Origin of the sequence: Mycobacterium sp. 1274756.6, assembly GCF_001668625.1 — a bacterium.
GTDB lineage: Bacteria > Actinomycetota > Actinomycetes > Mycobacteriales > Mycobacteriaceae > Mycobacterium.
This window is the reverse complement of the sequence record NZ_LZLJ01000037.1, coordinates 1-19,800: the sequence shown is the minus strand read 5'-3', so window position 1 is coordinate 19,800 and position 19,800 is coordinate 1. Positions and strand designations below refer to the sequence as shown.

The 19,800-nt window shown below is 71.4% G+C and carries 18 protein-coding genes and 2 pseudogenes; 7 read left to right on the top strand and 13 right to left on the bottom strand.

Annotation, left to right across the window (positions count from 1 at the left end; translation table 11 throughout):
- Position 1: 1 nt before the first annotated feature.
- The 6 genes from A5643_RS04895 to glf all read right to left on the bottom strand — a co-directional run bounded on the left by A5643_RS04895 (position 2) and on the right by glf (position 7,883).
- A complete protein-coding gene (locus tag A5643_RS04895) occupies positions 2-1,036 on the bottom strand; it encodes an esterase family protein (RefSeq protein ID WP_502686206.1) in 1,035 nt (344 codons plus the stop codon).
- 324 nt (positions 1,037-1,360) lie between these two features.
- Positions 1,361-3,331: a terminal beta-(1->2)-arabinofuranosyltransferase gene (gene aftB / locus A5643_RS04890; protein WP_286143634.1), complete on the bottom strand. Its 1,971-nt coding sequence runs from the start codon at positions 3,329-3,331 to the stop codon at positions 1,361-1,363.
- The gene (locus A5643_RS04885) at positions 3,318-4,235 is read right to left on the bottom strand and encodes a decaprenyl-phosphate phosphoribosyltransferase (RefSeq protein ID WP_066852520.1); all 918 of its coding nucleotides are present in this window, start codon (positions 4,233-4,235) and stop codon (positions 3,318-3,320) included. The genes aftB and A5643_RS04885 overlap by 14 nt, the downstream gene beginning before the upstream one ends.
- Positions 4,232-4,732 (bottom strand): phosphatase PAP2 family protein, encoded by a 501-nt coding sequence (locus tag A5643_RS04880; RefSeq protein ID WP_082948734.1) that lies wholly within the window; start codon positions 4,730-4,732, stop codon positions 4,232-4,234. The genes A5643_RS04885 and A5643_RS04880 overlap by 4 nt, the downstream gene beginning before the upstream one ends.
- A gap of 35 nt (positions 4,733-4,767) precedes the next feature.
- A complete protein-coding gene (locus tag A5643_RS04875) occupies positions 4,768-6,696 on the bottom strand; it encodes a glycosyltransferase (protein WP_066852517.1) in 1,929 nt (642 codons plus the stop codon).
- Complete coding sequence (gene glf, locus A5643_RS04870; RefSeq protein ID WP_066852515.1) at positions 6,693-7,883, bottom strand: UDP-galactopyranose mutase; 1,191 nt, start codon at positions 7,881-7,883, stop codon at positions 6,693-6,695. The genes A5643_RS04875 and glf overlap by 4 nt, the downstream gene beginning before the upstream one ends.
- Positions 7,884-8,074: 191 nt before the next feature.
- Here glf and A5643_RS04865 point away from each other — a divergent pair, with 191 nt between their 5' ends.
- Both A5643_RS04865 and A5643_RS04860 read left to right on the top strand, forming a co-directional pair.
- A complete protein-coding gene (locus tag A5643_RS04865) occupies positions 8,075-8,986 on the top strand; it encodes a hypothetical protein (protein ID WP_066852513.1) in 912 nt (303 codons plus the stop codon).
- Positions 8,987-9,141: 155 nt separating this feature from the next.
- Positions 9,142-10,764, top strand: coding sequence for an N-acetylmuramoyl-L-alanine amidase (locus A5643_RS04860; RefSeq protein ID WP_066852511.1), 1,623 nt, complete (start codon positions 9,142-9,144; stop codon positions 10,762-10,764).
- A 9-nt stretch (positions 10,765-10,773) separates the two neighbouring features.
- On the opposite strand, the gene A5643_RS04855 is transcribed toward A5643_RS04860, so the two are convergent.
- Genes A5643_RS04855 through A5643_RS04840 form a run of 4 tightly spaced genes read right to left on the bottom strand, consistent with a single transcriptional unit; the run spans position 10,774 to position 13,923 of the window.
- A complete protein-coding gene (locus A5643_RS04855) occupies positions 10,774-11,589 on the bottom strand; it encodes an HAD family hydrolase (RefSeq protein ID WP_066852540.1) in 816 nt (271 codons plus the stop codon).
- A 13-nt stretch (positions 11,590-11,602) separates the two neighbouring features.
- Positions 11,603-12,388 (bottom strand): lysophospholipid acyltransferase family protein, encoded by a 786-nt coding sequence (locus tag A5643_RS04850; protein ID WP_066852510.1) that lies wholly within the window; start codon positions 12,386-12,388, stop codon positions 11,603-11,605.
- Between the two features lie 6 nt (positions 12,389-12,394).
- Positions 12,395-13,150, bottom strand: a complete 756-nt coding sequence (locus tag A5643_RS04845) for a lysophospholipid acyltransferase family protein (protein ID WP_066852508.1) — start codon at positions 13,148-13,150, stop codon at positions 12,395-12,397.
- A gap of 2 nt (positions 13,151-13,152) precedes the next feature.
- Positions 13,153-13,923, bottom strand: a complete 771-nt coding sequence (locus A5643_RS04840; protein WP_066852506.1) for a lysophospholipid acyltransferase family protein — start codon at positions 13,921-13,923, stop codon at positions 13,153-13,155.
- Between the two features lie 116 nt (positions 13,924-14,039).
- Between A5643_RS04840 and A5643_RS04835 the strand changes: the two genes are divergently transcribed.
- Both A5643_RS04835 and A5643_RS04830 read left to right on the top strand, forming a co-directional pair.
- On the top strand, positions 14,040-15,587 hold the full coding sequence (locus A5643_RS04835; protein WP_066852504.1) for an MBL fold metallo-hydrolase: 1,548 nt from the start codon (positions 14,040-14,042) through the stop codon (positions 15,585-15,587).
- The gene (locus A5643_RS04830) at positions 15,584-15,910 is read left to right on the top strand and encodes a hypothetical protein (protein ID WP_066852502.1); all 327 of its coding nucleotides are present in this window, start codon (positions 15,584-15,586) and stop codon (positions 15,908-15,910) included. Before A5643_RS04835 ends, A5643_RS04830 begins: the two co-directional genes overlap by 4 nt.
- 6 nt (positions 15,911-15,916) lie before the next feature.
- Here A5643_RS04830 and serS read toward each other — a convergent pair whose 3' ends face one another.
- Positions 15,917-17,173 carry a serine--tRNA ligase gene (gene serS / locus A5643_RS04825; protein ID WP_066852501.1) on the bottom strand — a complete coding sequence of 419 codons (1,257 nt, stop codon included), beginning with the start codon at positions 17,171-17,173 and terminating at the stop codon, positions 15,917-15,919.
- 68 nt (positions 17,174-17,241) lie between these two features.
- On the opposite strand from serS, the pseudogene A5643_RS04820 reads away from it, so the two are divergent.
- From A5643_RS04820 to A5643_RS04810, 3 genes and pseudogenes are all read left to right on the top strand, one after another.
- Positions 17,242-18,342: pseudogene (locus A5643_RS04820) on the top strand (septum formation family protein); the annotation flags it as partial.
- A 16-nt stretch (positions 18,343-18,358) separates the two neighbouring features.
- The gene (locus A5643_RS04815) at positions 18,359-18,709 is read left to right on the top strand and encodes a metallopeptidase family protein (RefSeq protein WP_066852496.1); all 351 of its coding nucleotides are present in this window, start codon (positions 18,359-18,361) and stop codon (positions 18,707-18,709) included.
- A gap of 49 nt (positions 18,710-18,758) precedes the next feature.
- Positions 18,759-18,941 carry a hypothetical protein gene (locus tag A5643_RS04810; RefSeq protein ID WP_066852494.1) on the top strand — a complete coding sequence of 61 codons (183 nt, stop codon included), beginning with the start codon at positions 18,759-18,761 and terminating at the stop codon, positions 18,939-18,941.
- A gap of 10 nt (positions 18,942-18,951) precedes the next feature.
- On the opposite strand, the gene A5643_RS04805 is transcribed toward A5643_RS04810, so the two are convergent.
- Positions 18,952-19,635, bottom strand: a complete 684-nt coding sequence (locus tag A5643_RS04805; RefSeq protein WP_066852492.1) for a histidine phosphatase family protein — start codon at positions 19,633-19,635, stop codon at positions 18,952-18,954.
- Positions 19,632-19,800, bottom strand: a pseudogene (locus A5643_RS18605) (prephenate dehydratase); the annotation flags it as partial. The pseudogene A5643_RS18605 and the gene A5643_RS04805, both read right to left, overlap by 4 nt.

Below are 19,800 nucleotides of genomic sequence, written 5' to 3'. Positions count from 1 at the left end.
GTTACTCCTGGCCGCCGTCGGAGGCGCCGGTCTCGGTGACCGCGCCGCCGGAGGAGGCGCCCAGCACCCGCTGCAGGTCCGGCTTCATCGCCTGCAGCTGCTGGCCCCAGTAGCCCCAGTCGTGGGTGCCGCTGGTCGGGAAGTTGAACACCCCGTTGGTCCCGCCGTGGGCGATGTACTCGTCCTGGAAGGTCCGGTTGGTGCGGATGGTCAGCTTCTCCAGGAACTCGGCCGGGACGTTGGCGCCGCCGACCTCGCTGGGGTTGCCGTCACCGCAGTAGATCCAGATGCGGGTGTTGTTGTCGACGAGCTTCTGGATGTTGACCATCGGGTCGTTGCGCTGCCAGGCCGGGTCGCTCTTGGGGCCCCACATGTCGGCGGCCTTGTAGCCCCCGGCGTCCCCCATGGCGAGGTTGACCAGCGTCGGCCACCAGCCCTCGGAGAGGTTCAGGAAGCCCGACATCGAGCTGGCGTAGACGAACTGCTGCGGGTAGTAGATCGACAGCGTCAGCGCCGCCGAGCCGGCCATCGACAGACCCACCGCGGCACCGCCGGTCGGCTTGACGCTGCGGTTGGCCGAAAGCCACTGCGGCAGTTCACTGGTCAGGAAGGTCTCCCACTTGTAGGTGGAGCAACCCGCTTTGCCGCAGGCCGGCTTGTACCAGTCGGAGTAGAAGCTGGACTGGCCGCCCACCGGCATGATCATCGACAGGCCCGAGTCGTAGTACCACTCGAACGCCGCGGTGTTGATGTCCCAGCCGCTGTAGTCGTCCTGGGCGCGCAGACCGTCGAGCATGTACACCGCCGGGGAGTTCTCCCCGCCGCTTTGGAACTGCACCTTGATGGTGCGGCCCATCGCCGCCGACGGCACCTCCAGGTACTCCACCGGCAGTCCCGGCCGGGAGAAGGCGCTGGCGGTCGCCGTGCCGCCCACGACGCCGATCAGGCCGGGCAGCAGCACCGCACCCGCGGCGGCCACCAGCAGGCGCCGCGGCAGCTCCTTCGTCGCGGCGCGCATCATCTCAACGAGTTTCACCGTTGTTTTTCCTCTTCTTTCTCAACCACCAGCAGGAGGTATGGCGGAATGCTGCCCGGCACTGCCGGCAGCGCCCGTGTAGTCAACCACACCGAAAGGCCATCCCCCACATCGCGCGGATCCGTTGCCGCTGTTCGGTTTCATGATCGGCGCGCCCCGCCCGCGCGTTACACCGCCGCCCCGGCGACCGCCGAATACGCCGGTCGCCGCGAAGCCGCCGGTCACGCCGGTACGGCCGGTTGCTGGTGTTATGCGCGGCCGTCGGCGGAGAAAATGTGGCGCGTTTCACGTCCGGTTCCCGCCCGGCGCCTGCCGCGCACCGCGTCACGGCCCGGTCGCGGGCAGCCCGGTGTAGGGGTCGGGGTCGGTCTCGGGTATCTCGAGTCCGCAGCGGATCAACTCATACAGCGGCACCCGGTCGATGCGGTAGCGGGTGAACTCGTAGGCGTGCACCAGGTTCGACACGAACCGGCGCGGGCCCATCGGGGCGCGCACCGAGGCGAGCACCGCCTCGGTCGCCGGGCACCGGAGTGCGGCCTGGGCCTGCTCGACCCAGCCCTCGTCGAGATAGGGCGGCAGGTAGGGGTGCTGCTTCAGGAACGGGCCCTCGGCGACCGCCCAGTCCGGGAAGAGGTCCTTGTCGTGGCCGATGCGGGCGTGGTCGAGGCGGTCGGTGTGCGCGGCCAGCGGGTTGGCCAGGCCGATCTGGTCGATCACCCGCACGTGCAGGCCGACGTTCATGCTGACCATGCCCAGGTTGGTGAAGAAGACGGTGTGCGGCGGTTTGCGGCCCGGCTCCTGCTGATCGGGGGGCGGCGGAATGGCCGGCACCACGTCCCACTGGTCGTAGTTGCCCGACGGCAGCAGCAGCGCGCCGTCGGGGGTGTTGTTCAGCGCGATCAGCGCCGCCCGCATCCGCGGGTAGTCGAGGTAGTCGGCGGCGGTCAACGGGTGGGCGTGCCCGGTGGCCTGGGAGTAGAACTTGCGCTCGTCGATGATGCCGTCGTAGCCGATGCGGGTGGCGTTGGCGCCCATGCCGGCGGAGTTGGCCGCCCACAGCGACCAGCCGGCCAGCCCGAGCCACAGCAACCCGACCGCGCCGGCCAGCCAGTAGCCGGTCTCCTTGGAGATCCGGCTGCCGTCGGGGATGACCAGCGGCACCACCGCCAGCGGGGTGATGAGGCAGAACACCGGGGCCAGCAGCACCCGCGCGTGCATGAAGTCGCCGCCCTGGCGGGTCCAGTAGGCGGCCTGCAGCAGGCCGCTGATGACCATGAACGCCACCACCGCCGCGGGGCTCTGCACCGCCCGGGCCAGTCCGCGCCGGGAGGTCGCGGCCGGGGGCTGCAGCCACCACGGGTTGCCGCGGGTGATCAGCAGCACCGGCACCAGGGCGACCAGCAGCAGCGCCGGGATCCACAGGGCATACGGGCCGGTGAAGTTGGCCAGGTATCGCCAGCCCTGCTGCCATTTGTCGCCGGCGGCGTCCTTGGCCAGCGCGGTGCCGGGCACCACCAGTCCGTAGTAGCCCATCCGGAAGATCTGGTAGCCGACGGGCAGCAGGCCACCGGCGACCAGGATCAGGGTGCGGGCCCGCCAGCCGCCGGCGGCCACCAGCATCATCACCAGCGCCAGCCCGCCCATCAGGGCCAGCTCCGGGCGGACCAGGACACTGCAGCCGGCCACGAAAGCCAGTGCGGCGGTGAACAGTCGGCTCGGCGGCCCGGAGCGCGGGGCCTGCGCCCAGCAGACCATCATCCACCACAGCAGACCGAGGTAGGCCAGCGTCAGTCCGCACTCCAGCCCGGAGGTGGCGAAGTCCCGGGCCGGGGGCAGCGCGAGGTAGACCAGCGCCCCGGCGGGCAGCATCAGCGCGCGCTGGCCGCGCAGCCCGGGCGCGTACAGGCGGGCGGTGCCCAGCATCGCCAGCGCCATGCCCAGCAGGCTCAGCGAAAACGCCAGCGCGAGCACCACGTACTCCAGCCGCACCGGTCCGCCCACCCAGCTGCCCAGGTAGACCAGGTAGGTCCAGGCGGTGGAGGTGTTGGCCTCGATGCGCTCGCCGGCGTTGAAGACCGGGCCGTTGCCGGCCAGCAGGTTGCGCACGGTGCGCAGCACGATCAGCCCGTCGTCGGAGATCCACCGGCGCTGCCAGGCACCCCAGCCGAACAGCGCGGTGACCACGATGACGCTGATCCACAGGCTGGCGCGCACCGTGGCGTCGTAGGGGTAGACCGGCCAGGCCGGCGACCGGTTCGCCGGCCGCTCCGTCGGCCGGACGCTAACCGCAGGCAACGGCGACACCGACGGATCCGAGCCAGGCCAGGGCCAGCAGCTGCAGCACGCGGTCGCGGCGCAGGATGTCCTCGGGCTCGCCGGCCAACCCGCCGTCGACGTCGACCGCGTAGCGCAGCAGCCCGATGGTGATCGGGATGATCGAGATGGCGTACCAGGAGCCGGAGCCGTGGTCGCGTTCGAACGCGAACAGCGAGTAGCACACCACCATCGCCGTGGCCGACAGCGTCCAGACGAACCGCAGGTAGGTGCTGGTGTAGCTCTCCAGCGATTTCCGGATCTTGGCGCCGGTGCGCTCGGCCAGCTGCAGCTCGGCGTAGCGCTTGCCGGCCACCATGAACAGCGACCCGAACGCCATCACCAGCAGGAACCACTGCGACAGCGGGATCTCGGCGGCCACCCCACCGGCGATGGCGCGCAGCAGGTAGGCCGAAGAGACGATGGAGATGTCGATGACGGCCTGGTGTTTGAGCCCGAAGCAGTACGCCAGCTGCATGGCCAGATAGACCGCCATCACCAACGCCAGGTTGGGGGTCACCGTCGCCGCGATGCCCAGCGAGGCGGCGCCGAGCAGCGCCGCCAGGCTGTAGGCCAGCCATTCGGGGACCACGCCGGCGGCGATCGGCCGGAACCGTTTGGTGGGGTGGGCGCGGTCGGCCTCGACGTCCCGCGCATCGTTGACCAGGTAGATCGCCGAGGCCGCCAGGCAGAACACCACGAAGGCGACCAGCACCTTGATCGCCACCGCGCGGTAGTCGACGTCGAGGCGGCCCAGCGCCGCCAGCGGTGCGGCCACCACCAGGACGTTCTTGACCCACTGGCGGGGCCGGACCGCCTTGATCACGCCGACGGCCAGGTTGCTCGGGGGTCCGCCGGTCGCCGGCGCCTCGTCGATCTTGCTCATGGACCTGCGCTCGTTCCTTCTGCTCGGGCGTCCAGCCGGGCCGCGGCGGACGCGACGGCGGCGCCGACGACGACCCCGGCCGCCACGTCGCTGGGGTAGTGCACTCCCAGCAGTATCCGCGAGAGCGCCATCGGCGGGACCAGCACCGCCGGCAGCCGCAGCCCGCTGGCGCGGCCCAGCAGGATCGCCGCGGCGGTGGTGGAGGTGGCGTGCGCCGACGGGAAGCTCAGCCGGCTCGGGGTGCCGACGTTGACCGCCACCGCCGGGTGGTGCGGGCGCTGCCTGCGCACCACCCGCTTGATCAGCACCGCGGCGGCGTGCGCGGCCAGCGTGCCGGCCGCGGCCAGCAGCCAGTCGCGCCGGCGGCGCGGCCGCGCCAGGGCGCCCAGCGCGGCCAGGGCCAGCCAGCCCAGGCTGTGTTCCCCGAAGTAGGACAGCGCGCGGGCCGTCGCCAGCGCGCCGGGCCGGTCGGCCAGCGCCGACTGCACCGCCACCATGGCGGCGACCTCGCCGTGCGGCGCGCCGGGTTCGCTCACTTGCCCGGCGCTCGGGTCGTCGGCTCGGTGAGCAGCACGCTCTCCCACTGCTGCGGGCTGGACAGCATCGGCAGCGCCTGCCGGTAGGTGCGCCGCATCGTGTCGAACCGGCGGGCCAGCCGCAGGTGTTGGCGCAGCGAGGCGCGCAGCAGGCCGAACATCTTGGCGCGGTCGCGCTGCCGGTACACCACGCCGCGGCCGTCGGCGGTGGTGACGGTGACACCGTCGACCTTGCACAGCAGGAACCACCGGGCGTCCTGGGTGGGCACGTTGAGCTGGGGCCGCCGGTGATGTTCGGGGTCCTCCCGGGTGAGCTGGTGCAGGACCCCGCGGGCTAGGCGCACCGCGATCGCCGGCGCCGACACCGGGGGCTTGTTGACCCGGGTGCGCCCGGAGGGCACCGGCAGCGCCGTCGCGCCCGGCAGCACCACCGCGTCGGGGTACTGCTTGCGCATCGCATGCACCGTCGGCAGCGACGATTCGAGGATCGAGAACAGATTCTCCGGCCCGGCCAGGAAGTCCGCGATCGCCTGGTTCTGGATGGCCACCGTCGAATACTCCAGGCACAGCAGGTGTTTCAGCGTCGCCTTCAGCGAGCTGCGCAACAGTCCGCGGCTGGCGCCGTCCCAGTGCATCGCGGCCACCACCAGCCGGTTGCGCAGGTGGAAGTAGGCCTGCCAGTCGATGGCGTCGTCCTTGTCGCTCCAGGCCATGTGCCAGATCGCCACGCCGGGCAGGGTGACGGTCGGATAGCCGTGCTCGGCGGCGCGCAGCCCGTAGTCGGCGTCGTCCCATTTGATGAACAGCGGCAACGGCTGGCCGAGCTCCTCGGCCACCGCCCGCGGGATCATGCACATCCACCAGCCGTTGTAGTCGACGTCGATGCGCCGGTGCAGCGCCGGACTCTCCTCCAGCGACGCTTTGGCGAAGTCGTGGTCGTATTCGGCGTGCGGCGCGTTGGTCCACATGAACTCGTCGCGGTCGACCACCTCGCCCATCACGTGCAGGTGCGAGGGTTCCTGCAGGTTGAGCATGTGGCCGCCGACCAGGGTGGGTGACTTGGCGAACCGGTTCATCGCCAGCGCCCGCAGGATCGAGTCCGGCTCGACGCGGATGTCGTCGTCCATGAACAGGATCTGTTCGCAGTCGGTGTTCTTCAGCGCCTCGTACATGACCCGGCTGTAGCCGCCGGAGCCGCCCAGGTTGGGTTGGTCGTGGATGGACAACCGGTCGCCCAGGGCGGCGGCCGCCTCGGCGAAGCCGGGGTGGTCGACGGCCTTGGCGGTGCCCTGGTCGGAGACGATCACCGCGCCGACGACCTCGTCGACCAGCGGGTCGGAGGTCAGGGCGGCCAGCGCGTTGACGCAGTCGGCGGGGCGGTTGAAGGTCGGGATGCCCACCGCGATGTTGGCGCGGCCCGGCGCGGGCTGCGGCGCGTACCAGCCGGCGCTGTGCAGCCGGACCGGGCTGTCGGTGGTGATGTCGAACCAGATCCAGCCGCCGTCCTCGAACGGCGAGAGGTCGATCTCGAACTCGGTCCAGGCCGGCGCCCCGGCGGGGTCGGCGGTGCCGTCGCCGCCGCCGACGCTGATCCGCGCGCCGGTCGCCTTGGTGCGGTAGACGTCGACCCGCGCCGAGCCGGTGAGTTCGACGCGCAGCACCACCGATTCCAGGGTGGACCAGCGCCGCCAGTAGCTGGCCGGGAAGGCGTTGAAGTAGGTCGCGAACGACACCTCCGATTCGGCGCCGATCTCCAGGGTGGTGCGGCTCGGCGCGTGCGCGCGCCGCGCGTTGGTGGCCGACTCCTCCAGGTAGAGCTTGCGGACGTCGTGGGGTTCGCCGGGGCGCGGCAGGATGACCCGCGCCAGCAGGCTCACCGCACGCGATTCGGTGTCGTCGAGCGGGCCCGACGGGATGTCGCTCATGGTTTGCTCTCTTCCAACCTCACGCCGTCACGCAGGTGCGGGGCGAGGACGTTGTCGTACATGTTCAGGGCGCTCGCGATGGCCATGTGCATGTCCAGGTATTGGTAGGTGCCCAGCCGGCCCCCGAACAGCACGTTCGACGCCGCGGTCTCGGCCTTGGCGCGGGCCCGGTAGGCGGCCAGCACCGCCCGGTCGGCCTCGGTGTTGATCGGATAGTAAGGCTCGTCGTCGTCGCCGGCGAACCGAGAATACTCCCGCATGATCACGGTCTTGTCGGTCGGATAGGCCCGCTCGGGGTGGAAGTGCCGGAACTCGTGGATCCGGGTGTAGGGCACCTCGAGGTCGTTGTAGTTCATCACCGCGGTGCCCTGGAAGTCGCCGGTGTCGAGCACGTCGAGCTCGAAGTCCAGCGTGCGCCAGCCCAGCCGGCCTTCGGCGTAGTCGAAGTAGCGGTCCAGCGGCCCGGTGTAGACCACCGGGGCGGCCGGGGCGGCCGCCCGCAGCTCCGCGCGGACGTCGAACCAGTCGGTGTCCAGCCGCACCTCGATGTTGGGGTCGGCGGCCATGTTCTCCAGCCAGGCGGTGTAGCCGTCGACCGGCAGGCCCTCGTAGGTGTCGTTGAAGTAGCGGTTGTTGAAGGTGTAGCGCACCGGCAGCCGGCTGATGACCGCGGCGGGCAGGTCGACGGGGTCGGTTTGCCACTGCTTGGCGGTGTAGCCCTTGACGAACGCCTCGTACAGCGGGCGCCCGATCAGCGAGATCGCCTTCTCCTCGAGGTTCTTCGCGTCGGCGGTGTCGATCTCGGAGGCCTGCTCGGCGATCAGCGCGCGGGCCTCGTCGGGGCTGAAGTAGCGGCCGAAGAACTGCGACACCAGCCCCAGCCCCATCGGGAACTGGTAGGCCTGCCCGTCGTGCATGGCGAAGACCCGGTGCTGGTAGTCGGTGAACTCGGTGAACTGCCGCACGTAGTCCCAGACCCGCTTGTTGGAGGTGTGGAACAGGTGGGCGCCGTACTTGTGGATTTCGATGCCGGTCTGCGGTTCGGCCTCAGAGTAGGCGTTGCCGCCGATGTGCGGCCGCTTCTCGGTAACGAGGACCCGCTTGCCGAGCTGGGTGGCCGCCCGCTCGGCGATGGTCAGCCCAAAGAACCCGGATCCGACGACGAAAAGGTCATAACGTGCGGTCATCGGCGCCTAGAGTATCGGACCCGGCGACGTTCCCGCCGCGCCGCTCCGGGTGACCGCAGCGCGGCAGATCGCGATTGGCTCACGATTCGATCTCGTCACACCAATCTCACTATTCACACTCGTACCATCGATCACAGCGGCTCCCTGCCGTGCTGCACCCGATGCAGTAGTCCACCATTGAGGAGACTTCCGTGCCGAACCGACGTCGACGCAAGCTCTCGACAGCCATGAGCGCAGTCGCCGCGCTGGCAGTCGCAAGTCCATTTGCCGTAGTCACCGTTTCCGAGTTGAGCGCCAGCGCCGTCCCGGAGCAGCCCGACTTCGTCCGCGCTGCAGTGGTGACCGATCTGCCGAACGAACTGATGTCGGCGCTGAGCCAGGGCCTCTCCCAGTTCGGGATCAACCTGCCGCCGGTGCCGACGGGCCTGAGCCCCGCCGGGGCGATGCCGGCCACCAGCCCCGGCCTGACCTCGCCGGGCCTGACCTCCCCGGGGCTGACCTCGCCGGGGTTGACCTCACCGGGGCTGACCAACCCGGCGCTGACCAACCCGGGTCTGACCAGCCCGACCGGGGCGCTGCCGGGGCTGACCGATCCCGCGCAGCTCTCCCCCGGCCTGACCGATCCGGCCGGCGCCCTGCCCGACCCGGGTGGGGCCCTGCCCGGCGTCAACCCGGCCGGCGCCCTGCCCGGCGTGGATCCGGGGTTGACCAACCCGGCGGCCACGCTGCCCGGCGTGGACCCGGCGCTGCTCGGGCCCACCGACGGGCTCTCCCCGATCGGCCCCAGCGAGATGCCGATCACCGCCCCGATCGGGATGGACCCGTCGATGGGCACCTACCCCATCCTCGGTGACCCCTCCCTGGGCGCGATGCCGGTCGCGCCGGCGACCTCGTCCGGCGGCGGCATCGTCAGCGACGTGATGAGCGCCGCTCAGCAGCTGGGGGCGGGCCAGGTGATGGACCTGCTCAAGGGCGTGGTGATGCCGTCGATCACCCAGGCCGCGCAGGGCGTCAACCCCGCGGCACCGGCAGCGGCCGCCACCGACGCCGCGACCGACGCGGCCGGGGCGGCGACCGACGCCGCCGACGCGGCCCTGCAGTAACGACCTGTTACCCAACGGCACCGCAGAGGGAGCCTGGACCGGGCGGATCCAGCAACTCAGAGACTCTGCGGTGCCGTTACAGGTTGAGTCACTATTTTCCCACTAATGTCGTGTCGAAACATCTATAACTTGTGACACGTACGTAACATCGACGCGTGCCGTCCCGCCGCCCCGCGCCGACGATGCTGCTCACCGCCATCGCCGCCACCGTCGTGATCCTGCCGTGGGCGCTCGACGGCGGCTCGAACGAGCACCCCGCGCCGCCGAACGCGGCCGAGACCCGCCTGGCCGAGCAGGCGCTGCCCGACCTCGGCGGCGGGGTCAGCGTCCGCGAGATCAGCCAGGACACCCCGTTCTCCCTCATCGCGCTGACCGGCAGCGACCTGACCGGCACGTCGGCGCGGGTGCGCGCCCGCGCCGAGCACGGCGGGTGGGGACCGTGGTTCGAGGTGGAAGCCCCCGAGTTCACCGGCGACGACGCCGCCACCCGCCGCCGCGGCACCGAACCGGTATTCGTCGGGCGCACCCACGCCGTGCAGATCGAGGTGCGCCGGCCCGCCGGGGCCGCACCCACCACCGGCGGCCGGACCGAGCAACCCGACACCGGCTTGGGATACCGGCCCGCCGCGACCGAGGAGTCGCTGGGCCAGAACGTCTCGGCGGTGTTGATCTCACCGCCCCAAGCCCCCGTCGACGCGCAGTGGACCCCGCCGAACGCGGTGACCCCACCGGGTCAGCCGCCCGCGATCATCGGCCGCGGCCAGTGGGGCGCGGACGAGACCACCCGCTGCCCGACCGGCTACGACGACCGCCTGCGCGCGGCCGTCGTGCACCACACCGCCGGCAGCAACGACTACAGCCCGCAGGACTCGGCGGCGATCGTCCGGGCGATCCAGGCCTACCACACCCGCACGCTGGGCTGGTGCGACATCGCCTACAACGCCCTGGTCGACAAGTACGGTCAGGTCTTCGAGGGCCGCGCCGGCGGCATCAACCGCGCCGTGCGCGGCTCGCACACCGGCGGGTTCAACACCGGCACCTGGGGCGTGGCGATGCTGGGCAACTTCGACGACGAGCCGCCCACCGCGATCCAGGCCCGCACGGTGGCGCGGCTGCTGGGGTGGCGGCTCAGCCTCGACGGGGTGGACCCGCTGGGCACCGCGACGCTGCGGTCCGCCGGCGGCGCCTACACCAGCGTCGTCCGCGACACCGTCGCCACCCTGCCGGCGATCTTCACCCACCGCGACGTCGGGGCCACCGACTGCCCCGGCCACCAGGCCTACGCGATGCTGGACTGGATCCGCACCGAGGCGGCCCGGTTCACCCGGCCCGCCGGACCCGAGGACCTGATCGACGCCCTGCAGGGCGGGGCGATCCTGGCCCGCTGGCAGGCGATGGGCGGCATGGACAGCGTGCTGGGCGCCCCCACCTCCCCGGAGTCCGCCGGCGCCGACGCCACCCGCTACGCCACCTTCACCCACGGCGCGATGTACTGGTCGCCGCAGACCGGCGCACAGCCGCTGACCGGGGCGATCTACGACGCGTGGGCCGCACTCGGCTACGAGCGCGGCGTGCTCGGCCTGCCGACCAGCGGCGAGATCCAGGAACCGCAGTGGATCGGGCAGAACTTCCAGCACGGGACGCTGAACTTCGACCGGCTCACCGGCACGGTGACCCGGGTGGTCGACGGGCTGGCGCAGGTGTTGCCGCCGCCGACCGCCGGTGGCCCCCCGGTGCAGCTCGAGCGGTTCTCCCCGCCGGTCAGCCCGCTCGACTGAGCCCGCCGCTCACGGCCACCACCGCTCCAGCACCCGGGCCAGCCCGTCGTCGGTGTTGGCCGCGGTGACCTCGTCGGCCGCCGCGATCGCGATCGGGTGCGCGTTGCCCATCGCCACCCCGTGACCGGCGCGCTGCAGCATCGGCACGTCGTTGGGCATGTCGCCGAACGCCAGCACCTCGGTGTCGGCGATGCCCAGCGGCCCGGTGATCTCGGCGATGCCGGTGGCTTTGCTGATCCCCGGCGGCACGACCTCGACCAGCCCCCGGTCGGTGGAGAAGGTCACCTCCGCCGCCGCGCCGTGGCGGATCAGCGCGGCGGCCATGTCGGCGCTGCGCGCCCCGGGCATGCCGACCAGCAGCTTGACCGCGGGCGCGCTGAGCAGGTCCGCCATCGACACCTCGGTGTTGTCCGGGTTGAGCCAAGCGTGGTGATAGCCCGGGGAGCTGACGAACTGCGGGCTGGCGGCGTCGTGCGCCCGCTCCCCGATGCGTTCGACCGCCAGCCCCGCCCCCGGCAGCGCGCGGGCCACCACGTCGGCGAGCTTGACCAGGGCGTCGGGGCTGAGCGTGCGGGCGGCGAGGACGCGGTCGGTGGCGGGGTCGTAGATCACCGCACCATTGGCGCAGACCGCCGTCGGGGCGAACCCGAGTTCGTCGATCACCGGGCGCACCCAGCGCGGCGGCCGCCCGGTGGCCAGGATGAACCGGGCGCCGCCGTCGAGCGCGGCGAGCACCGCCGCGCGGGTCCGCGGGCTGATGGTGTCGTCGTCGTCGAGCAGGGTGCCGTCGACGTCGCTGGCGATCAGCGCCGGCGCCGCCCTCACCGCGATCCGGCCATCACCGCGACCGCCTCGGTGGGGCGCCGGCACGTTTGCGGGCGGCCTCCTCGCGGCGCCGGGCGCGGGCGAGCAGCTCCTCCCGGCGCAGCACCGCCGACTCCTCCGGGGACGGCGCGCCCCCGCCGAGCCGGCGAGGCACCCAGTGCGCGCCGGTGGGATGGGGGTAGTCCTGCTGGACGGCGTGCAGCATCGAGACCATCTTCTCCCGCAGCTCGGCGATGAGCTGCTCGGCGCTGCCGCGCGGCGCCAGCGGCCGGCCGGCGGCCACCATGATCGGGACGTTGTTGCGGAACAGGTTCTTCGGGTGGTCCTTGGGCCAGATGCGCTGCGCGCCCCACACGATCATCGGGATGAGCGGGACCTGCGCCTCCAGCGCCATCCGCGCCGCACCGGTCTTGAACTCCTTGAGCTCGAGGCTGCGGCTGATCGTCGCCTCCGGATGCACCCCGACCAGTTCGCCCTGCTTGAGCCGGGTTACCGCCTCGTGGTAGGCCTGCTCGCCGCGCTCGCGGTCCACCGGGATCAGCTTGGTGTGCTTGATCACGTAGTTGACGGCCGCGACGTCCTGCATCTCGGCCTTGATCATGAACCGCAGCCGCCGCCGCCGCTGCAGCGCGGCCAGCGACGCGGGCAGCCAGTCCACGTAGCTGGTGTGGTTCACCGCGATCACCGCGCCGCCCCGTTCGGGCAGGTGCTCCAGGCCGTGGTAGCTGATCTTGGTCTTGTTGACCGCCACCACCGGCGGCACCACGATCTCCAGCAACCGGAAGAACGGCTCGGCCATGATCGGCTACCTCCTTGGGCGACGCGCGCGGCGGGAAAGTTCGGCCTCATCGAGAACCTTAGCCTGCGCCGGGGTGGGGGCACCGCCGCCGATTCGCCGCGGCACCCAGAACGCGTCGGCCGGGCGCGGGTAGTCGCGCTGGGCGTCGTCGAGCAGGGCGGTCATCCGCTCGCGCAGCGCGCCGAGCAGGGCGTCGATGGCTCCGGCGTCGACGTCCCCGACGGGCGGCAGCGGTGCCCCCACGGCGACCCGGATCGGGATCTTGTGCCTGCCCAGCCGGCGGGGGTGGTCCTTGGTCCAGATGCGCTGGGCGCCCCACACGACCAACGGGATGATCGGCACCTGCGCCTCCAGCGCCATCCGCGCCGCACCGGATTTGAACTCCTTGAGCTCGAAGCTGCGGCTGATCGTCGCCTCCGGGTAGACCCCCACCATCTCCCCGCCGCGCAACCGCTCGACCGCCACCGCGTAGGCCTGCGCACCCGCGCGACGATCCACCGGGATGGTGCCGGTGTGTCTGATCAGGAAGTCGACCACGCGCACCTGCTGCATCTCGGCCTTGATCATGAACCGCATCCGCCGGCCCCGGCGGTGCAGCGCCAGCGCCGCCGGCAGGAAATCGACGTAGCCGGTGTGGTTGATCGCCACCACCGCGCCGCCGGCGGTCGGGATGTGCTCCAGACCGGTGTACACCAGGTCGGTGCCGGTCGCCTTGACCAGTGCCCGGGCCGCGATCTCCAGGCAGCGGAAGACCGGCTCCATGGCTACTCGGGGCCGGCCGCCGGGGGTCCGGCGCGGCGCGCGGCGCGGGCGGCCGCTTCCTCGTCGTCCATCCGGGCCGCCTCGGCCAGCGACGGGGCGCCCCCGCCCAACCGGCGGGGCACCCAGAATTCGCCCGGCGGGTACGGCCCGTAGGCGTCCTGGACCTGTTCGAGCAGGTGCTGCATCCGGGAGTGCAGCAGCGCGGTCAGGTCGGGCGCCGGCAGGGTCGGCGGAATGGGCTCGCCGACCGCGACGGTGATCGGCACTTTGGGCCGCCACAGCGAGCGCGGGTGGCCCTTGGTCCAGATGCGCTGGGCGCCCCACACGATGTGCGGGATGATCGGCACGTCCGCTTCGATCGCCATCCGCGCCGCCCCCGACTTGAGGTCTTTGATCTCGAAGCTGCGGCTGATGGTGGCCTCCGGGTACACCCCGACCAACTCCCCGGCTCGCAGGTAGTCACAGGCCAGCTGGAACGAGGCGTTGCCGTTGGCCCGGTCGACCGGGATGTGCTTGCAGCCGCGCATCAGCGGCCCGCCGATCTTGTGGTCGAAGATCTCCTGCTTGGCCATGAACCGCACCTTGCGGCCCAGCCCCTGCTTGAACGCCGGCAGCCCGGCGAAGCTGAAGTCGAAGTAGCTGGTGTGGTTGATGGCCACCACCGCTCCGCCGACCTCGGGCAGGTTCTCCACGCCGCTCACGGTGAACCTGAGGCCCTGCACCCGCCACGCCAACCGCGCGCATTTGATGATCGTCCCGTACACCGGTTCCACGCCGCTCAGCCTAATGCGCGGCGACCGGCGGCGGGCCGGGGCCGCGTCCCGCCGGCGGTTAAGCTCGGGGGCACGCCCGGAACGGCCGGGCCCGTCGGCGTCGAGAGAAGGTATTAGTGCAGGTAACCAGCGTCGGACATGCGGGTTTTCGGATCGACACCCGCGCGGGCAGCATCCTGTGCGACCCGTGGGTGAACCCGGCGTACTTCGCGTCGTGGTTCCCGTTCCCCGACAACAGCGAGCTGGACTGGGCCGCCCTGGGCGACTGCGACTACCTCTACGTCTCCCACCTGCACCACGACCATTTCGATCCGCGCCACCTGCGCAAGTACGTCAACACCGACGCGGTGGTGCTGCTGCCGGACTACCCGGTGCCCGACCTGCGCACCGAGTTGGAGAAGCTGGGCTTTCACCGGTTCGTCGAGACCACCGACTCGGTGCGCCAGACCGTCAGCGGCCCCAAGGGCGACCTGGAGATCATGATCATCGCGCTGCGCGCCCCGGCCGACGGCCCGATCGGCGACTCCGGCCTGGTGGTCTCCGACGGCACCACCACCGTGTTCAACATGAACGACTCCCGGCCGGTCGACCTCGATGTGCTCGAGGCCTTCGACCACATCGACGTGCACCTGCTGCAGTACTCCGGGGCGATCTGGTACCCGATGGTCTACGACATGCCCGCGCGGGCCAAGACGGCGTTCGGCACCCAGAAGCGGCAGCGCCAGATGGACCGGGCCCGTCAGTACATCGCCCACGTCGGCGCGACCTGGGTGGTGCCCTCCGCCGGACCGCCGTGCTTCCTGGATCCGGAGTTGCGCCACCTCAACGACGACCACGGCGACCCGGCCAACATCTTCCCCGACCAGATGGTCTTCCTCGACCAGATGCGCCGCAACGGCCACGACCGCGGGCTGCTGATGATGCCCGGCTCCACCGCCGCCTTCGCCGGCTCGGAGCTGGAGTCGCTGACCCACCCGCTGCCCACCGAGCAGGTGGAGGCCATCTTCACCACCGGCAAGGCCGATTACATCGCCGACTACGCGCAGCGGATGGAACCGGTGCTGGCCGCCGAGAAGGCCTCCTGGGCGCCGGCGACCGGCGAACCGCTGCTCGCGCCGCTGCAGGCGCTGTTCGAGCCGATCATGGCCAAAAGCGACGAGATCTGCGACGGGGTCGGCTATCCGGTCGAGTTGGTGCTCGGCCCCGAGACGGTCGTGCTGGACTTCCCGAACCGGTCGGTGCGCGCGCCGCTGGCCGGGGAGAAGTTCCGCTACGGGTTCGCCATCGCCCCGGAGCTGGTCCGCACCGTGTTGCGCGACGACGAACCCGACTGGGTGAACACCATTTTCCTGTCCACCCGGTTCACCGCCTGGCGGGTGGGCGGCTACAACGAGTACCTCTACACGTTCTTCAAGTGCCTCACCGAGGACCGGATCGTCTACGCCGACGGCTGGTTCGGCGAGGCCCACGACGACTCGGCCACCATCGAGTTGGGCGGCTACCAGATTCAGCGCCGCTGCCCGCACATGAAGGCTGACCTGTCGAAATTCGGTGTGGTGGAAGGTAGTACGTTGACGTGCAACCAGCACGGCTGGCAGTGGGACCTGGAGACCGGTCGCTGCCTGACCGCGCGCGGGCACGAACTGCGGTGCGCCAAGCTATGACACCGCAGCACTACGACGACGGCCTCATCCAGCTGGATCGACAGGCGATCACGTTGCGCCGCTATCACTTTCCGTCCGGAACGTCGAAAGTGATCCCGCTCGCCGCGGTCCGCGGCTACCGGACCGAGTCGCTGGGGCTGTTCGTGCACCGGTTCCGCCTCTGGGGCAGTTCGGATCTGCGCCGGTGGCTGCCGCTGGATGTCCAGCGGCCGCTGCGCTCGACGCTGGTGACCCTCCAGGTCGACGACACCTGGCCGGATCCGGCGTGCACCCCGGCCGACCCGGAGGCGTTCCTGGCGGCGCTGCGGCAGTTGGTGGGCTGACCGGGCTCAGCGCGGTGTGAGCACCTCGGCGCCGACATAGGGCACCAGCGCGGCGGGCACCCGCACGCTGCCGTCGGGTTGCTGGTGGTTCTCCAGGATCGCCACCAGCCAGCGGGTGGTGGCCAGGGTGCCGTTGAGGGTCGCCGCGGTCTGCGGCTTGCCGTTCTCGTCGCGGTAGCGGGTGGCCAGCCGGCGCGCCTGGAACGTGGTGCAGTTGGAGGTCGAGGTCAGCTCGCGGTAGGCGTTCTGGGTGGGAACCCAGGCTTCGCAGTCGAACTTGCGGGCCGCGGAATCGCCCAGGTCGCCGGCGGCCACGTCGATCACCCGGTAGGGCACCTCGATGGCGGCCAGCATCTGCCGCTGCCAGTCCAGCAGCCGCTGGTGTTCGGCCTCGGCCTCGGCGGGACGGCAGTAGACGAACGCCTCGACCTTGTCGAACTGGTGCACCCGGATGATGCCGCGGGTGTCCTTGCCGTGGCTGCCCGCCTCCCGGCGGAAACACGACGACCACCCGGCATAGCGCAGCGGCCCGGCCGACAGGTCCAGGATCTCCTCGGCGTGGTAGCCGGCCAGCGGCACCTCGGAGGTGCCGACCAGGTACAGGTCGTCGGCCTCCAGCCGGTACACCTCCTCGGCGTGCGCACCGAGGAAGCCGGTGCCGGACATGATCTCCGGGCGCACCAGCACCGGCGGGATCATCGGGACGAACCCGTTGTCCACCGCCAGCCGCACGGCCAGTTGCAGCAGACCCAGCTGCAGCAGTGCGCCACGCCCGGTCAGGAAGTAGAACCGGGCACCGGAGACCTTCGCGCCGCGGGCCATGTCGATCAGGCCCAGCGCCTCACCGAGTTCGAGGTGGTCGCGCGATTCGGCGAGGGCGGCCGGTTCCCCGACCACATCGAGCAGCGCGAAGTTGTCCTCCCCGCCGGACGGGACCCCGTCGGCGACGATGTTGGCGATGCCGAGGTGGGCGGCGGTCAGCGCCGCCTCGGCCTGCGCCTGGGCGGCCTCGGCGGCCTTGACCTGCGCGGCCAACTCCTTGGCGCGCTCGAGCAGCGCGGGCCGCTCCGCGGGGGTGGCGGCCCCGACCTGCTTGCTGGCCGCCTTCTGCTCGGCGCGCAGCGCGTCCGCGTTCGAGATCGCGGCGCGCCGCTCGGCGTCGGCGGTGAGCAGCGCGTCCACCAGCGCCGGGTCCTCCCCCCGGCTGATCTGGGAGCGCCGGACGGCGTCGGGGTCTTCACGCAGCAACCTCAGGTCGATCACGGCCTGAACACTACTTTTCCGCCCGACTGCCGGACAGGTCGGCTGGGCTGCCTGTCAGAATGGTGCCGATGTCCGAGGAGCCAGACCCGATCGACGACGCGCTCGACGAGCCGAGCGACGCGCCCGCCGAGCAGCCGAAACGGCGGCGGGTGCGGTGGCCGCGGCTGCGCACCCGCTCGTCACGGGCGGCGCGGCGCACGCTGCTGCTCACCGCGCTGGGCGGGCTGCTCATCGCCGGGGTGGCCGTCGCCATCCCGTTGATCGACCAGGACGAGGCACTGATCAGCTACCTGGGCCTGGATTCGCAGAACTCGGTGACCGCGCGGACCAACGACGCGTTCAGCAGCGCCGCCGCCGGTGACTGCCTGACCTGGCCGGAGGACACCCCCAACGCCGTCACGTTGGCCGACTGCGCCGGCGAGCACCGGTTCGAGGTGGCCGAGGCGGTCGACATGCGGGCTTTTCCCGGCTCGGAGTACGGACCCGACGCCGCGCCGCCGTCGGCGGATCGGCTGCGCGCGATCGGCAGCGAACAGTGCGAGCGCGCGGTGCACCGCTACCTGGGTCCGCGCTACGACCCCAACGGCCGGTTCGCGATCGGCGTGTTGTGGTCCGGCGACAAGCCCTGGCAGCACTCCGGTGAGCGGCGGATGCTCTGCGGGCTGCAACTGCCCGGCCCCGCGGACACCCAGCAGCTGTTCAGCGGGCGCGTCGCCGACCAGGACCAGTCGAAGGTCTGGCCGCCCGGCACCTGTCTGGGCATCGACACCGAGACCAACCAGCCCTCCGACATCCCGGTGGACTGCGCCGCGCCGCACTCCATGGAGGTGACCGGGACGGTCAACCTCGCCGAGCGGTTCCCCGACGTGCTGCCCTCCGAAGCCGACCAGGACGCCTACATCAAAGAGGTCTGCACCCGGGTCACCGAGGAGTACCTGGCGCCGGTGAAACTGCGTCAGACCACCCTGACCCTGCTCTACAGCACCATCTCGCTGCCCAGCTGGACCGCAGGCAGCCGCCAACTCAGTTGCAGCGTCGGCATGACGCTGGGCAACGGCGGGTGGGCCACGCTGCTCAACAGCGCCAGGGACGATCTGCTGATCAACGGGCAGCCGCCGGTGCCGCCGCCGGACATCCCCGAGGAGCGGCTGGACCTGCTGCCGCTGCCGGGGAGCTGAGCGCGCCGTGGCGGTCGCGATGGCGCCCGAGCGGTTCGAGGAGCTGGTCGCCGAGGCGCTCGATCTGATCCCGCCGCGGCTGGCCGCCGCCCTGAACAACGTGGTCGTGCTGGTCGCCGACCGCAATCCCGACGAACCGGACCTGCTCGGCCTGTACGAGGGGGTGGCGTTGACCGAGCGGGACTCCAACTACGCCGGGTCGCTGCCCGACGCGATCACCATCTACCGCGACGCCCTGCTCGACATCTGCCAGTCCGAACAGGAGGTGGTCGACGAGGTGGCGATCACCGTCATCCACGAGATCGCCCACCACTTCGGCATCGACGACGACCGGCTGCACGAACTGGGTTGGGGCTGACCCGGCACGGCACCGCGCCGCTGTCGGGTCCGGGTGCTACAAACGAGCCATGACCAATGGCTGCCGGTACTGCCACGACGACGTCGACCACTGCCACGGCACCGTCATCGACCATCCCTGCCGGCACTCCGAATGCACCACCGACGGCTGCGTCGACCACCATGCCGACCGGCACGTCTGCACGGTCGAATGCTGCGACACCGGGTGCCGCTGCGCGGAACTGGTCGGCTGAGCCGCCCCGATCAGCCCATCGGGTCGGCGCCGAGCGAATCGGCGGTCGGGGCCGGCCGCGGCTCGGGGCCGAACGGCGGTGTCCGCTCGCCCCACTGCACGCAACTCCACCGTCCGTCGGTGATCGGGGCCAGCACCACCGACTCGGCGTTGCTGAGGTGGTTGTCCAGTGCGAACTCCGCCTCGACGCCGGCGAGCACCGCCGCGACCAGCCGAATGGCCGCGCCGTGGCTGACCACGATGACATCGGCGGTCCAGTCGTGGTTGTCCAGGTAGCGCAGCCGCAGCTCGGTCACCGCCGGCAGGTAGCGGTCCAACACCTGGCTGCCGCTCTCCCCGCCGGGCACCCGCGCGTCGAGGTCGCCGCGGTGCCACTGCTGGTAGATGCGGTGGAACTCGTCGAGCGCGGCCCGATCGCTGCGGTCCTCCAGGTCGCCGGCCTGCACTTCGTGGATGCCCTCGACGGGGCGCGGGACCACCGCGATCCGCCCCGCGATCTCCTCGGCGGTCTGCACCGCCCGGGTCGCCACCGAGTGGGCCAGCAGGCCCGGCCGCAGCGAACCGGCGCCGGCGAACGCCCGGGCCTGTTCGCGGCCCAGCGGGGTGAGCGCGGTGCCCGGCGGCCGGGTGTCGAGCCGGCGGTGGATGTTGCCGTAGGACTGCCCGTGGCGCACCAGCACCAGCCGCCCGCTCATAACCGGCGCTCCTCGGTCGCGCCGCGCTTGAGGCTCTCCAACCAGCGTGCGGCCGCATCGGCGGGCGGCGGCGTCACGCCGCCGGCCGCCCCGGTGGGCCAGGATCCTAGGTAGCGCACATCGACACAACGTTGGTGCAGCGCTTTAAGTGCCTCACCGACCGCA

What these genes read in the sequence shown, in the direction of transcription:
- A5643_RS04885 (WP_066852520.1), bottom strand. Translation starts at nt 4,235, where the DNA reads ATGAGCAAGATCGACGAGGCGCCGGCGACCGGCGGACCCCCGAGCAAC.
- A5643_RS04875 (WP_066852517.1), bottom strand. Translation starts at nt 6,696, where the DNA reads ATGAGCGACATCCCGTCGGGCCCGCTCGACGACACCGAATCGCGTGCG.
- A5643_RS04830 (WP_066852502.1), top strand. Translation starts at nt 15,584, where the DNA reads ATGACACCGCAGCACTACGACGACGGCCTCATCCAGCTGGATCGACAG.
- glf (WP_066852515.1), bottom strand. Translation starts at nt 7,883, where the DNA reads ATGACCGCACGTTATGACCTTTTCGTCGTCGGATCCGGGTTCTTTGGG.
- A5643_RS04845 (WP_066852508.1), bottom strand. Translation starts at nt 13,150, where the DNA reads ATGGAGCCGGTCTTCCGCTGCCTGGAGATCGCGGCCCGGGCACTGGTC.
- A5643_RS04810 (WP_066852494.1), top strand. Translation starts at nt 18,759, where the DNA reads ATGACCAATGGCTGCCGGTACTGCCACGACGACGTCGACCACTGCCAC.
- A5643_RS04850 (WP_066852510.1), bottom strand. Translation starts at nt 12,388, where the DNA reads ATGGCCGAGCCGTTCTTCCGGTTGCTGGAGATCGTGGTGCCGCCGGTG.
- A5643_RS04880 (WP_082948734.1), bottom strand. Translation starts at nt 4,732, where the DNA reads ATGGTGGCGGTGCAGTCGGCGCTGGCCGACCGGCCCGGCGCGCTGGCG.
- A5643_RS04805 (WP_066852492.1), bottom strand. Translation starts at nt 19,635, where the DNA reads ATGAGCGGGCGGCTGGTGCTGGTGCGCCACGGGCAGTCCTACGGCAAC.